Below are 12763 nucleotides of genomic sequence, written 5' to 3' on the forward strand. Positions count from 1 at the left end.
TTCTCGCTTCAAAAAAGAAAAAGGCTTGCCGGAGCAAGCCTTCTGGAAGGTGGGGATCAGGCTTGCTGGCGGTGCTGCTTTTCCAGCTTTTTCTTGATCCGGTCGCGCTTGAGCTGCGACAGGTAGTCGACGAACAGCTTGCCGTTGAGGTGATCGAATTCATGCTGCACGCACACCGCCAGCAGGCCTTCGCACTCCAGCTCGTATGGCTTGCCGTCACGGTCCTGGGCCTTGACCCGCACACGCAGCGGGCGGTCGACGTTCTCGTAGAAGCCAGGTACCGACAGGCAGCCTTCCTGGTACTGGCCCATGTCATGGGTCAGCTCTTCGACCGTAGGGTTGATGAAGACGCGCGGCTCGCTGCGGTCTTCACTGAGGTCCATGACCACGACCTGCTGGTGCACGTTGACCTGGGTGGCGGCCAGGCCGATGCCAGGGGCTTCGTACATGGTTTCAAACATGTCGTCGATCAGCTGACGCAGGGCGTCGTCGAACACCGTCACCGGCTTGGCGATGGTGCGCAGGCGCGGGTCCGGGAATTCGAGAATGTTCAAGATGGCCATAAGGTCAGGCAGTCACTGTGCGTTCGGTTGAAAACTGAGCACACATAATAAAGGGAAACGGGGATTTCAGCACCTGGCAAAGCTCGGCTAGGGTTTTCAAGGGCCGCTTATAGCCCATTCGATGGACAGGTTGTCAAAGCGTTATCAACAAAGTTATCCACAGTTTGTGCCACGTCGATGGCCCCAATTCGATCAAGGATGATCCCCATGCAGACCTACCATTCGTCGCCTCTTCCGCCTGCCGAACTGGAGGCGCGATTACGCCTGCACCGGCTGCCGGAAACGGGATTGCGTCGTTTTAACACCTTGTTGGAGGCCTTTGGCAGTGCCTCTTCGGCACTGTGCGCACCGGCCGGCGCGTGGCGCGCATTGGGCATACCACAGGCCACCATCGATGCCCGGCGCAGTGCCGAAGTACGTGAAGGCGCACTGGCCGCAATGGCCTGGTTAGAGCGCCCGGGCCAGCATTTACTGATGTGGGACGGCCCTGGCTACCCGCCACTATTGGCGGAAATCGACGATGCCCCTCCGCTGCTTTTCGTCGCTGGCAACCCGGCCTTGCTCGAGCGCCCACAGCTGGCAATTGTGGGTAGCAGGCGTGCTTCACCCCCGGCGCTCGACACTGCTGCGGCATTTTCCCGCTACCTGGCTCAGGCCGGTTTCACCATTACCAGCGGCTTGGCCGTGGGCATCGACGGTGCCGCTCATCGGGCCGCATTGCAGGCTGGTGGGGGCACGGTTGGCGTGCTCGGTACGGGGTTGCAAAAACTTTATCCACAGCGCCACAAGTCGCTCGCGCAAGCGATGATCGACAACGGTAGCGCGCTGGTTTCCGAGTACCCGCTGGATGCCGGGCCGCTACCTGGCAACTTCCCGCGGCGCAATCGCATCATCAGTGGCCTGTCGCTGGGCGTGCTGGTGGTAGAGGCCAGCCTGGCCAGTGGTTCGCTGATCACCGCACGCCTGGCTGCCGAGCAAGGCCGCGAGGTGTATGCCATACCGGGCTCCATTCACCACCCCGGTGCCAAGGGCTGCCACCAGTTGATCCGTGACGGCGCGCTGCTGGTGGAGAGCGTGGAGCAGATATTGGAAAGCCTGCAGGGCTGGCAGAACCTGCCGCCTGCGGTTGTGGATAAATTCGACCATCCCTTGCTCGCCCTGCTGCATGCTGCGCCACAAACCAGCGAAAGCCTGGCCCACTGCAGCGAGCTGCCGCTGGCCGACGTGCTGGCGCAGCTGACCGAACTGGAGCTGGAAGGCCGGGTCAGCAATGAAGCCGGGCGTTGGTTTGCCCGCGCGGGCTAAGTACACTGCTCTCAAGCAAGGTATATAGGCGGAGTAACAGAAATGGTGAGCAGTTTTCGTGTGCAACAAGCCGCACGTGAGATCCGGGCGGGCGCAGTGATCGCCTATCCGACGGAAGCGGTCTGGGGCCTGGGCTGCGACCCGTGGAACGAGGACGCGGTGTATCGCCTGCTGGCGCTGAAGTCGCGGCCTGTGGATAAAGGCCTGATCCTGGTAGCCGACAACATCCGCCAGTTCGACTTCTTGTTCGAGGATTTCCCCGAAGACTGGATCGACCGCATGGGCAGCACCTGGCCGGGGCCGAACACCTGGCTGGTACCGCACCAGGACCTGTTGCCCGAGTGGGTGACCGGGGAGCATGACACCGTGGCGCTGCGGGTCAGCGACCACCCGTTGGTGCGCGAGCTGTGTGCGTTGGTGGGGCCGTTGATTTCCACTTCGTGCAACCCGGGCGGGCGCCCGGCGGCGAAGACCCGGTTGCGGGTGGAGCAGTACTTCCATGGCCAGCTGGATCTGGTACTGGGTGGCGCATTGGGTGGAAGGAAGAACCCGAGTGTGATTCGTGACCTGGTGACTGGCGAAGTCGTTCGCCCGGGCTGATACATATCCACAGGCCTGGCCGCGACCTCCTGTGGGAGCGGGCGAGCCCGCGAAGAATCCAACGTGGTGTCTGGCACGGGCTTCGCCCGTGTTCGCGGGCATGCCCGCTCCCACAGGTCAGGGCCAAGTCCCCGCGGATTTTTCTGATTTTGTCTCGAATGGCTGTCCAGCTTGCGGCTTGGGAAATATCCTACGAGCCGCGTCCCCTGCCATCACCTTCTCAGTGGGAACCAGTGCCTCTAGGCTTCATCCGTCGCTGAATACCTTGGCGATCGGGTGTGGTAGCCCGGATGCATTTTTTCCATGGCAGTCTATGGTGACTGTGCGTGGGAGGCTTTCGAGCCTGCCTGGATTGGAAAATGCCCGGGTCTACCACCTCGCGTACAGTCGCCACCCATTCACGTGGTAGTGATTGGTGGCGGCAATGAGGAGCATTTTCCAATGATGAAGAAAATAGTCCCCGATCCACCGCTTCCCTGCACCTCTACTCGTCCCTTCGGTCGCTGCGATGCCGGCCACGAACCGCTGTTCACCGTAAACCCGAACATTTCCGCCGAGGACGCCTTGGTTCATGTAGCTCTGTATCTGCGAGGCGCCTACGAAACGGGCTCGAAAGCCCTCGAGTACCTGCGCGAAGAAGGCCGTGGCATGTATTGGTCGAGCCTGCATTCCATTGAACTTGCGGAGGGATTGGTGGAGGCGATTCTCGATGGTATCGAGTCGATACCAACCACCCGTCCCCCACAGGCATAGCGCCATATTCAAGGCCGACGCAGTACCTGTGGGAGCGGGTTCACCCGCGAACACCGGCAAAGCCGGTGCCATGCACCGCGGTGTCTTCTTCGCGGGTAAACCCGCTCCCACAGGTAAAGTGATTGGCCCCAGTTCTTGGGAACCTGTGGGAGTGGGCTCAGGGGATCAGTACAGTCGACCCCACAGTCCTGCGCGCCGACAGCTCCGCCTGTGCCTTGGCCGCCTCACTCAGCGGATACCGCTGCTGGATATCCACAACCAGATTGCCGCTGCCAATCATGGCGAACAGGTCATCGGCCATGGCCTGGGTATTCTCGGCACTGTTGGCATAGGTCGCCAAAGTCGGCCGGGTCACATACAGCGACCCTTTCTGCGCCAGAATCCCCAGGTTCACCCCGCTCACTGCCCCCGAGGCATTGCCAAAGCTCACCATCAACCCGCGCGGCTGCAGACAGTCCAGTGAGGTCAGCCAGGTGTCGGCACCCACACCGTCATACACCACCGGGCATTTCCTGCCGTCGGTCAGCTCCAGCACCCGCTGGGCCACGTCTTCACGGCTGTAGTCGATGGTCGCCCACGCCCCCAGCGCCTTGGCCCGCTCGGCCTTCTCGGCAGAGCTCACTGTCCCGATCAGCTTGGCGCCCAAGGCCTTGGCCCACTGGCACGCCAACGAACCCACGCCGCCAGCTGCTGCGTGGAACAAGATCACGTCACCCGCCTTCACCTCATAGGTCTGCTTCAGCAGGTACTGCACGGTCAAACCCTTGAGCATCACCGCCGCCGCCTGTTCGAAGCTGATGGTGTCGGGCAGCTTCACCAGGTTGGCTTCCGGCAGCGTATGCACCTCGCTATACGCGCCCAGCGGGCCGCCGGCATGGGCCACGCGGTCACCCACTTTCAGCCGGGTCACGCCCTCGCCCACGGCCTCGACCACGCCAGCCGCTTCAGTGCCCAGCCCCGAAGGCAGGGATGGCGGTGCATACAGCCCGCTGCGGAAGTAGGTATCGATGAAGTTCAGGCCGATCGCATGGTTACGCACACGCACCTGCTGTGGCCCTGGCGGGGCTGGTTCGAATTCCACAAACTGCAGCACTTCCGGGCCGCCATGCTGGCTGAACTGGATACGCTTGGCCATCTCGCACTCCTGTCGTATGGGTCGGGAAAGGCCTTCTATCGGACGCCTTTGCTTGATCGCCGTCAACTGCGGCGCGCGGGCTGGGGGTGGTATGCTACGCGGCGAATTCTTCCCTGCCCGTTCCTGGTGACCCGATGACTAGCCGCACCGAGGCCGTGAAAGCCTACCTGCTCGACCTGCAAGACCGCATCTGCTCTGCCCTCGAAGCTGAAGACGGCGGCGCCCGCTTCGTCGAGGACGCCTGGGTGCGCGAAGCCGGTGGCGGGGGCCGCACGCGGGTGATCGGCGATGGCAAGGTGATCGAGAAAGGCGGGGTCAACTTTTCCCACGTGTTCGGCGCCGGTCTGCCGCCGTCGGCCAGTGCCCATCGCCCCGAGCTGGCGGGCCGTGGCTTCGAGGCCCTGGGCGTGTCGCTGGTGATCCACCCGCACAACCCGCATGTGCCCACTTCCCACGCCAACGTGCGCTTCTTCATCGCCGAAAAGGAAGGTGAAGAGGCTGTCTGGTGGTTCGGCGGCGGCTTCGACCTGACCCCGTACTACGGCAATGAAGAAGACTGCATCCACTGGCACCGTGTGGCCGAGCAGGCCTGCGCGCCGTTCGGCGCCGACGTGTACCCGCGCTACAAGGCCTGGTGCGACCGCTACTTCCACCTCAAGCACCGTGGCGAGCCACGCGGCATCGGTGGCTTGTTCTTCGATGACTTGAACGAGTGGGACTTCGACACCTGCTTCGCCTTCATCCGCGCCATCGGCGACGCCTACGTCAACGCCTACCTGCCGATCATCCAGCGCCGCAAGGACACCCCTTACACCCCGCAGCAGCGCGAGTTCCAGGAATACCGCCGTGGCCGCTACGTGGAGTTCAACCTGGTATACGACCGTGGCACCCTGTTCGGCCTGCAGTCCGGTGGCCGCACCGAGTCCATCCTCATGTCGCTGCCGCCGCAGGTGCGCTGGGGCTACGACTGGAAGGCCGCGCCCGGCAGCGAAGAAGCACGCCTGACCGAGTACTTCCTGCAGGACCGCGACTGGCTCGGCCAGTAAGCCTGTGGATAATCAAGGAGCCGTCATGGACCAGTACGTCGTTTTTGGTAACCCCATCGGCCACAGCAAGTCGCCGCTGATCCATCGCCTGTTCGCCGAACAGACCGGCCAGGACCTGGAATACGCCACCCTGCTGGCGCCGCTGGACGAGTTCAGCGACTGCGCGCGCGGCTTCTTCAAGCAAGGCCGCGGTGGCAACGTCACCGTGCCGTTCAAGGAAGAGGCCTTCCGCCTGTGCGACAGCCTGACCCCGCGTGCCCAGCGCGCTGGCGCGGTGAACACGCTGAGCAAGCTGGCCGATGGCAGCCTGCAGGGCGACAACACCGATGGCGCTGGCCTGGTGCGCGACCTGACGGTGAATGCCGGGGTCGAACTGGCGGGCAAACGCATTCTGATCCTGGGTGCTGGTGGTGCGGTGCGTGGGGTGCTGGAGCCGATCCTTGCGCACAAGCCGCAGTCGCTGGTGATTGCCAACCGGACTGTGGAGAAGGCCGAGCAGCTGGCGCGTGAGTTCGATGAGCTGGGGCCGGTGGTAGCCAGCGGGTTTGCCTGGTTGCAGGAACCGGTGGATGTGATCATCAATGCCACCTCGGCGAGCCTGGCCGGTGAGTTGCCGCCGATTGCCGACAGCCTGGTCGAGGCGGGGCGCACGGTTTGCTACGACATGATGTATGGCAAGGAGCCTACGCCGTTTTGCCAGTGGGCAGAGAAGCTGGGGGCGGCCAAGGTGCTGGATGGGCTGGGGATGCTGGCTGAGCAGGCGGCTGAGGCGTTCTTTATCTGGCGTGGGGTGCGGCCGGATACGGCGCCAGTGTTGGCTGAGTTGCGCCGGCAGCTGGCTCGGGGCTGAGATTGTTGGGGGCCGCTTTGCGGCCCATCGCGACACAAGGCCTTTCCTACAGGGGACCGCGTCAGCAGGCATTGCGCGGTCGGTGTAGGAGCGGCCTTGCGTCGCGATGGGCTGCGCAGTAGCCCCAAAAATCTCAACCCAACATCACTCCTCAAACCGGATCGGACAAAGCTCCACCCCTTCCAGCTTCTGCAACTCCTCGATCACCTGCGGCCTGGCCCGGTGCAGGGTCAGACTCCCCCCCGCCCGCCGCAACCGCCGCGCCTCGCGGTGCAACATATCCACACCCGAGTAATCGATGAAGTTCACCTGCCGCGCATCGATCACCACATGCGGCCCCTGGCAGCGCTGCAAGCGCACCTGCAGGTAATGCGCCGCACCAAAGAAGATCGAGCCGCCCACCCGCAGCACGTCCGCCTCCCCTTCACGGCTTTGTTGCACCCGTGGTCGCGAGGTGCGCTTCAGATAGAAGAAGAGCGACGCCAGCACTCCGGCATAGATCGCCGTCTGCAGCTCCAGCAACAAGGTCGCTGCCGCCGTCAGCGCCATTACCAGAAACTCCGAACGGCTGACCCGGAACAGCGCACGAATCCCCCGGTGGTCCACCAACCCCCAGCAGATCAGCAGGATGCTGCCGGCCATGGCCGGAATCGGCAGGTGCGCGATCAGACCGGCCCCGGCAACGGCGAACACCGCCACCCACAGCGCCGAGAATACCCCGGCCATGGGCGAGCGGGCGCCGGCGTCGTAGCTCAGCCCGGAGCGGGTGAAGGAGCCGGAAGACAGGTAACCGGAGAAAAACGCACCGACGATGTTCGACAGGCCCTGTGCGCGTATTTCCTGGTCTGCGTCGATCAACTGCTCCGAACGTGCCGACAACGAGCGGGCAATCGACAGGCTCGTGACCAGCCCGAGCATGCCCACTGCCACGGCGCTGGGCAGCAGGCGCAGGATCAGTTCCACATCCAGCAAGGGCAGCGGGCTGAAGGGTGGCAGCTGGCCGGTGAATGCCGGCACACGCGGCACATGGCCAAAGAACCCGGGCAGCAGCCAGGCCAGCAGGCTTACCAAAATCAGGCTTATCAACAGGCTGGGCCAGCGTGGGCGCCAGAGTTTGAAGGCCACGCCGATCACCACTGTGGCCAGGCCCAGAATCAAGGAAGGCAGGTCGACCTCGCTGGCATGGCTGGCCAGGTCCTGCACGGTCTTCAACACCGTGGCCTGGCTTGGCAGGTCCATGCCCAGCAGGTTGGGCAGCTGGCCCAGGGCAATGACGACAACGGCGCCCAGGGTGAAGCCGAGCACCACGGAATGGGAGACGAAATTGACCAGTGCGCCGAAGCGCAAAAGCCCCAGCAGCAACTGGAAGATGCCGCCGACGAAGGTCAGCAGCAGCACCAAGGTGACATAGTCGGCGCTGCCGGCCACGGCCAGCGGGCTGATGCTGGCGTAGAGGACGATAGAGATGGCAGCCGTCGGGCCACAGATCAGGTGCCAGGACGAGCCCCACAGGCAGGCGATCAGCACTGGCACGATGGCGGCGTACAGCCCGTACTCGGCCGGCAGGCCGGCGATCAGGGCATAGGCGATGGATTGCGGCAGGGCGAGGATTGCACCGCTCAGGCCCACCAGCAGGTCCTGGCGCAGGCTGCGGCCCGATTGGCGGGGGAGCCAGGAGAGGAAGGGCAGCAGGTGAGTGAGGCGATGCATGGGTTATCCACAATCCTGAAATTGCACTGTCCCCTGTGGGAGCGGGTTTACCCGCGAATGCTGCAGTGAATCTACCGTCGCATTCGCGGGTGAACCCGCTCCCACAGGGATAGAGGTTTGCTTGTGAGGTTACAGTTTGGCTTTGACCGCCTCCAGCGCATTGCCATCGGCCTTGGTCGTCACCCCGGCCAACCACCCTTCCAGCAACTCGGGGTGCGCCTTCAGCCAAGCCTTGGCCGCATCATCGAAGCTGACCTTCTTGTCCACAACTTCGGCCATGATGGTGTTTTCCATGTCCAGCGTGAACTTCAGGTTACCCAGCAGCTTGGCCGCATTCGGGCAGGCTTGTGGATAACCCTTGCGGGTCAGGGTATACACCTCGCCCTTGCTGCCAAACCACTTCTCCCCTCCGCTCAGGTAATGCATCTTCAGCTTCACGTTCATCGGGTGCGGGGTCCAGCCGAGGAAGGTGATGAACTGCTGTTTCTTCACCGCCCGGTCGACCTGCGCCAGCATCGCCTGCTCGCTGGACTCCACCAGCTTCCATTGGCCGAGGTTGAATTCATTCTTGTCGATGATTTCCTTCAACGACAGGTTGGCCGGTGCCCCGGAACCGATCCCGTACAGCTTCTTGTCGAACTGGTCGGCGTGTTTCTGCAAGTCGGCGAAATCCTTCACCCCGGCATTCCACACATAGTCGGGCACTGCCAGGGTGAACTCGGTTCCTTCCAGGTTGCGTGAAAGCTGCTGCACATCGCCGTTGGCGATGAACTTGTCATGAAAGCCCTGCTGTGCCGGCATCCAGTTGCCGAGGAAGGCATCGACGCGGCCATCCTTGAGGCCGCCGTAGATGATCGGCACGGCCAGGCTGTCGATTTTCACCTGGTAACCCAGGCTTTCCAGAAGCAGGCGGGCCAAGGCGTTGGTCGTGGCGATGTCGCTCCAGCCGGGGTCGGCCATCTTCACGGTGGTGCATTGCGCGTCGCTGTCGGCGGCGTTGGCCGTGGCGGTACCCAGGCTCAGGGCCAGGGCGAACACGGCGGCGGAGAACTTGTGCATGGCGGCCTCTTTTCTCAATCCAGGGGGGCGGGCTGTGGATAACGTGCCTTGCGCTCGAGGTCGTCGAGATCGATGTGGTTGCGCATGTACTGTTGGCTGGCGTCCACCAGCGGTTGGTGGTCCCAGCTTTTCAGCTTGCCGATGGCCAGCGCCTCGGCCACCAGGCGGCGGCGCCGCTGGCTGGCAAGAACCTGCTGGCGCAGGCTGGGGATATCCCAACGTTGCTGTGCTTCATCGACAAATGCCTGCAGCAGCGCCTGGTGTTCCGGGCTGCCGGTGAGGTTCTCCCGCTCGTGCGGGTCGCGGCTCAGGTCATAGAGTAGGCATGGGTCGTCTTCGCTGTACACGAACTTGTACGGCCCGCGGCGGATCATCATCAGCGGGCCGACGGTGCCTTCGGCCATGTATTCGCCGATCACTTCGTCATGGCCGCCCTGCCCTTGCAGGTGGCCGACCAGCGAGCGGCCATCCAGGTGCAGGTGGTTATCCACAGCACCTCCGGCCAGCTCGAACAGGGTCGGCAGCAGGTCGCAGGTAGACACCGAGGCACTGACCCGGGCTGGCGCGAAGCGCTTCGGCGCGTGCACCAGCAGCGGCACCCGCGCCGACATCTCGAACCAGTGCATCTTGTACCAGAGGCCACGCTCGCCAAGCATATCGCCGTGGTCGCCGGAGAACACGATCAGGGTGTCGTCGGCCAGGTTGCATTCCTCCAGGGTCTGCAGCAGCAGGCCGATGTTGTCATCGATGTAGCTGCAGGCGCCGAAGTAGGCACGGCGGGCGTCACGGATCTTGTCCACAGGCAGCGGCTTGTTCCACAGGTCGTAGACCTTCAGCAGGCGCTGCGAGTGCGGGTCGAGTTCTGCCTGGTCGAATTCGGCGCGGGGCATGGGGATATCCACACCCTCGTAGCGATCCCAATAGCGCCGGGGGATGGTGTAGGGGTCGTGCGGGTGGGTCATCGACACGGTCAGGCAGAACGGTCGGCCATCGTTTTCGCGCACATGGTCGTACAGGTACTGGCGCGCCTTGAACACCACCTCCTCGTCGAAATCCAGCTGGTTGGTGCGCACGCACGGGCCGGCCTGCAGTACCGAGGACATGTTGTGATACCAGCTCGGGCGCACGTCCGGTTCATCCCAGTTCACCGCCCAGCCGTAGTCGGCCGGGTAGATGTCGCTGGTCAGGCGTTCTTCGTAGCCATGCAACTGGTCCGGGCCGCAGAAGTGCATCTTGCCCGACAGCGCGGTGCGGTAGCCAAGGCGGCGCAGATAGTGGGCGTAGGTCGGCACGTCGGCGGGGAAGTCGGCGGCGTTGTCGTAGGCGCCGATGCGACTGGGCAACTGGCCGCTGACCAGAGTGAAGCGCGACGGCGCGCACAACGGACTGTTGCAGTAGGCCGAGTCGAACACCACCGCCTGTTCGGCAAGGCGGCTCAGGTGCGGCATCTGGATCGGCGAAGAGGCGTAGATCGGCAGCAAGGGCGCGGCCATCTGGTCGGCCATGATGAACAGGATATTCGGGCGCGTCATGGTGGCTTCCATCGTTGAGGGTTATGCGAACCGCTTGCCTATCAAGATGCGACTGTGGATAACATGGGTAAAGCCCACGGAGGGCAATAACTGGGATTAGCCACGCTTATGTTTGACCACCTTGCCGAGCTGTCGCTGGATACCTTGCGCGTGTTCGAGGCCGCCGCACGGTTGCGCGGCTTTACCGCCGCGGCGCTGGAGCTGGGTACCACGCAGCCAGCGGTGAGCCAGCAAGTAAAACGGCTGGAGGCACAGGTGGGCACGCGCCTGTTCGACCGCATTTACCGGGGTATCGAGCTGACCGAGGCTGGCCAGGTGCTGTTCGAACAGGTGCATCAGGGCCTGCAGGCCATGGAGGACGGCATTGCCCAGGCCAGTGGGCGCGGCCAGCGCGAAGTGCTGCAGGTGGCTACCGACTTCGCCTTTGCGGCGTTCTGGCTGATGCCACGGCTGCAGCGTTTTCACGAGGCTTATCCACAGGTGGACGTGAGCCTGGTGACCGGTGAGCGCAGCCAGGGCATGTTGCGACCGGACATCGATGTGGCGGTGCTGTTTGGCGACGGGCGTTTTCACCAGGGCGAGAGCCGCTGGCTGTTCGATGAGGAGGTTTTCCCTGTGTGCAGCCCCCGGCTGATTCATGGCAAACCCTTGTCAGCCGTGGCTTTGCAACGATTGCCCTTGCTGCACTTGAAGGGCGAGCAGGCTAGCCGTTGGTTTGACTGGGCGGGGGTGTTTCGCGGGTTTGGGGTGGCCAGCCCGCCGCCGGCCGGGCAGTTGCGGTTTGATAACTATACGTTGCTGATCCAGGCGGCGATTGCCGGGCAAGGGGTGGCGATTGGCTGGGGGCATCTGGTGGATGGGCTGGTGGAGCAGGGGTTGCTGTGCCGGCCGTTGGAGGGGAGTTTGCGCTCGGCGCGCGGGTATTACGCGGTGCTGCCACCACGCAAGCGGCGTGGGGCGTTGATCGAGCGGTTTGTGGATTGGCTGGAGCAAGAGCGTAGCCTTTGAGATTTTGGGGCCGCTTTGCGGCCCATCGCGACACAAGGCCGCTCCTACAGGGGATCGCGAACCGACATGGAATGGCGAATGGGCAGAAATCGCTTGTCCCGTGTAGGAGCGGCCTTGTGTCGCGATGGGCTGCACAGCAGCCCCGGCAATCTAGACCACGAAGTTCAGATGCTCGCCCCGGTGCAAATCCAGCTCCAGCATATCCACCATCCCTGCCGCGACTCTGGCCAGGTGCCGCAACGGCTCGGCCAACCCCGGCTCCAGCGTACCTTCGGTGCTGCGAAAATGCTCCATCCCCAACCCGGCCAGTTCCTGCGGAGCATTGATCAGCGTCCAGTGCAACGCACTGCGCTGTAACCCGTCCACCACCTGGTCCACACACTCCCGCTCCGCCTCGCTGTACTTGCCCGGCTCATCCAGCACATCGAAATCGCCCACCAGCAGCAGCCGGCGTATAGTCGTACGCTTCAGCCCCGCCACCAGCGCCTCGCTCATGCGGGCTTGCCCGGGCAGATCGCCCGGCGCCAGCGTCGACAACAGGGCAATTACTGCCGACCCGCCTGCCGCGCCCTGCTCCGCCTGGTTGGCATCGCCCAGCCCGCCTATCTTGAAATGCAGGCCGGGGCGCGGCGCGTGGCGGTTGAGGTCGTCGACCACGGCGGTGACTTCGTGCTGGCGCGACAGCAGCTCTACCATCAGGGCGTTGCCCAGGCTGCTTTCAGGCCCGAACAGGACCAGTTTGAACACTGGGGTTTCGGCGTTTTTCACTGCATCACTCCCTTTGCAGGTGGTGATGGTTGGACCGCAATCAGGAGTTATCGTGCAGAGGATCAAGGGTTACCACGCCCACGTTTACTACGACGCAGCGACCATGGACCAGGCCCGTGAACTGTGCGAGGAGGCGGCGCGGCTGTTTCCCGTGACCATGGGGCGCATGCACCAGAAACCGGTTGGGCCGCACCCGGACTGGAGCTGCCAGCTGGCCTTCGAGCCGGAGTTTGTGGGGGTGGTGCTGCCGTGGTTGGCGCTGTATCGGAAGGGGTTGGTGGTGTTCATGCACCCGCTGACCGGTGATGAACTGGCGGACCACCGTGACCATGCGATCTGGATGGGGGCGGTGCGGCCGCTGGATCTGTCGATTTTCGGGGGATAGGCCTCTATAGCCTGTGCTGGCCTCTTCGCGGGCACGCCCGCTCCCACAG

The 12763-nt window shown here is 63.6% G+C and carries 13 protein-coding genes; 7 read left to right on the forward strand and 6 right to left on the reverse strand.

Translation table 11 applies throughout. From position 1 onward, the window contains the following. Nucleotides 1-56: 56 nt before the first annotated feature. Nucleotides 57-563: a peptide deformylase gene (gene def, locus ABNP31_RS00115; protein WP_003260000.1), complete on the reverse strand. Its 507-nt coding sequence runs from the start codon at nt 561-563 to the stop codon at nt 57-59. A 207-nt stretch (nt 564-770) separates the two neighbouring features. On the opposite strand from def, the gene dprA reads away from it, so the two are divergent. The 3 genes from dprA to ABNP31_RS00130 all read left to right on the forward strand — a co-directional run bounded on the left by dprA (nt 771) and on the right by ABNP31_RS00130 (nt 3221). Continuing rightward, nucleotides 771-1868, forward strand: coding sequence for a DNA-processing protein DprA (dprA, locus tag ABNP31_RS00120; protein ID WP_075046836.1), 1098 nt, complete (start codon nt 771-773; stop codon nt 1866-1868). 42 nt (nt 1869-1910) lie between these two features. After that, nucleotides 1911-2468 (forward strand): L-threonylcarbamoyladenylate synthase, encoded by a 558-nt coding sequence (locus ABNP31_RS00125; protein ID WP_085616043.1) that lies wholly within the window; start codon nt 1911-1913, stop codon nt 2466-2468. Nucleotides 2469-2909: 441 nt separating this feature from the next. Then, nucleotides 2910-3221, forward strand: coding sequence for a hypothetical protein (locus ABNP31_RS00130; protein ID WP_013970269.1), 312 nt, complete (start codon nt 2910-2912; stop codon nt 3219-3221). A 157-nt stretch (nt 3222-3378) separates the two neighbouring features. Here the strand turns inward: ABNP31_RS00130 and ABNP31_RS00135 are convergent, their stop codons facing one another. Then, entirely contained in the window at nt 3379-4356 is a 978-nt protein-coding gene (locus tag ABNP31_RS00135; protein WP_350012889.1) for an NADPH:quinone reductase, read from the reverse strand. Between the two features lie 134 nt (nt 4357-4490). On the opposite strand from ABNP31_RS00135, the gene hemF reads away from it, so the two are divergent. Both hemF and aroE read left to right on the forward strand, forming a co-directional pair. Next, entirely contained in the window at nt 4491-5402 is a 912-nt protein-coding gene (hemF, locus tag ABNP31_RS00140; protein ID WP_019098072.1) for an oxygen-dependent coproporphyrinogen oxidase, read from the forward strand. A gap of 25 nt (nt 5403-5427) precedes the next feature. After that, nucleotides 5428-6252, forward strand: coding sequence for a shikimate dehydrogenase (gene aroE / locus ABNP31_RS00145; protein WP_025337190.1), 825 nt, complete (start codon nt 5428-5430; stop codon nt 6250-6252). A 144-nt stretch (nt 6253-6396) separates the two neighbouring features. Here aroE and ABNP31_RS00150 read toward each other — a convergent pair whose 3' ends face one another. The 3 genes from ABNP31_RS00150 to betC all read right to left on the reverse strand — a co-directional run bounded on the left by ABNP31_RS00150 (nt 6397) and on the right by betC (nt 10553). After that, entirely contained in the window at nt 6397-7962 is a 1566-nt protein-coding gene (locus tag ABNP31_RS00150) for a SulP family inorganic anion transporter (RefSeq protein ID WP_350012890.1), read from the reverse strand. A 129-nt stretch (nt 7963-8091) separates the two neighbouring features. Then, nucleotides 8092-9021 carry a choline ABC transporter substrate-binding protein gene (choX, locus tag ABNP31_RS00155; protein ID WP_350012891.1) on the reverse strand — a complete coding sequence of 310 codons (930 nt, stop codon included), beginning with the start codon at nt 9019-9021 and terminating at the stop codon, nt 8092-8094. A 14-nt stretch (nt 9022-9035) separates the two neighbouring features. Then, a complete protein-coding gene (betC, locus tag ABNP31_RS00160; protein ID WP_350012892.1) occupies nt 9036-10553 on the reverse strand; it encodes a choline-sulfatase in 1518 nt (505 codons plus the stop codon). Nucleotides 10554-10661: 108 nt separating this feature from the next. Between betC and ABNP31_RS00165 the strand changes: the two genes are divergently transcribed. After that, on the forward strand, nt 10662-11561 hold the full coding sequence (locus ABNP31_RS00165; RefSeq protein ID WP_350012893.1) for a choline sulfate utilization transcriptional regulator: 900 nt from the start codon (nt 10662-10664) through the stop codon (nt 11559-11561). Nucleotides 11562-11711: 150 nt separating this feature from the next. Here ABNP31_RS00165 and ABNP31_RS00170 read toward each other — a convergent pair whose 3' ends face one another. After that, on the reverse strand, nt 11712-12329 hold the full coding sequence (locus ABNP31_RS00170; protein ID WP_085616055.1) for an NAD(P)-dependent oxidoreductase: 618 nt from the start codon (nt 12327-12329) through the stop codon (nt 11712-11714). A gap of 52 nt (nt 12330-12381) precedes the next feature. Here ABNP31_RS00170 and ABNP31_RS00175 point away from each other — a divergent pair, with 52 nt between their 5' ends. Continuing rightward, a complete protein-coding gene (locus ABNP31_RS00175; RefSeq protein ID WP_013970278.1) occupies nt 12382-12714 on the forward strand; it encodes a DOPA 4,5-dioxygenase family protein in 333 nt (110 codons plus the stop codon). Nucleotides 12715-12763: the final 49 nt, after the last annotated feature.

This window comes from Pseudomonas asiatica, from assembly GCF_040214835.1.
Classification (GTDB): domain Bacteria; phylum Pseudomonadota; class Gammaproteobacteria; order Pseudomonadales; family Pseudomonadaceae; genus Aquipseudomonas; species Aquipseudomonas putida_Z.

Excerpts from the sequence above, each read along its gene's own strand:
- def (WP_003260000.1), bottom strand. The coding sequence starts at position 563 with ATGGCCATCTTGAACATTCTCGAATTCCCGGACCCGCGCCTGCGCACC.
- dprA (WP_075046836.1), top strand. The coding sequence starts at position 771 with ATGCAGACCTACCATTCGTCGCCTCTTCCGCCTGCCGAACTGGAGGCG.
- ABNP31_RS00125 (WP_085616043.1), top strand. The coding sequence starts at position 1,911 with ATGGTGAGCAGTTTTCGTGTGCAACAAGCCGCACGTGAGATCCGGGCG.
- ABNP31_RS00130 (WP_013970269.1), top strand. The coding sequence starts at position 2,910 with ATGATGAAGAAAATAGTCCCCGATCCACCGCTTCCCTGCACCTCTACT.
- ABNP31_RS00135 (WP_350012889.1), bottom strand. The coding sequence starts at position 4,356 with ATGGCCAAGCGTATCCAGTTCAGCCAGCATGGCGGCCCGGAAGTGCTG.
- hemF (WP_019098072.1), top strand. The coding sequence starts at position 4,491 with ATGACTAGCCGCACCGAGGCCGTGAAAGCCTACCTGCTCGACCTGCAA.
- aroE (WP_025337190.1), top strand. The coding sequence starts at position 5,428 with ATGGACCAGTACGTCGTTTTTGGTAACCCCATCGGCCACAGCAAGTCG.
- ABNP31_RS00150 (WP_350012890.1), bottom strand. The coding sequence starts at position 7,962 with ATGCATCGCCTCACTCACCTGCTGCCCTTCCTCTCCTGGCTCCCCCGC.
- choX (WP_350012891.1), bottom strand. The coding sequence starts at position 9,021 with ATGCACAAGTTCTCCGCCGCCGTGTTCGCCCTGGCCCTGAGCCTGGGT.
- betC (WP_350012892.1), bottom strand. The coding sequence starts at position 10,553 with ATGACGCGCCCGAATATCCTGTTCATCATGGCCGACCAGATGGCCGCG.
- ABNP31_RS00165 (WP_350012893.1), top strand. The coding sequence starts at position 10,662 with ATGTTTGACCACCTTGCCGAGCTGTCGCTGGATACCTTGCGCGTGTTC.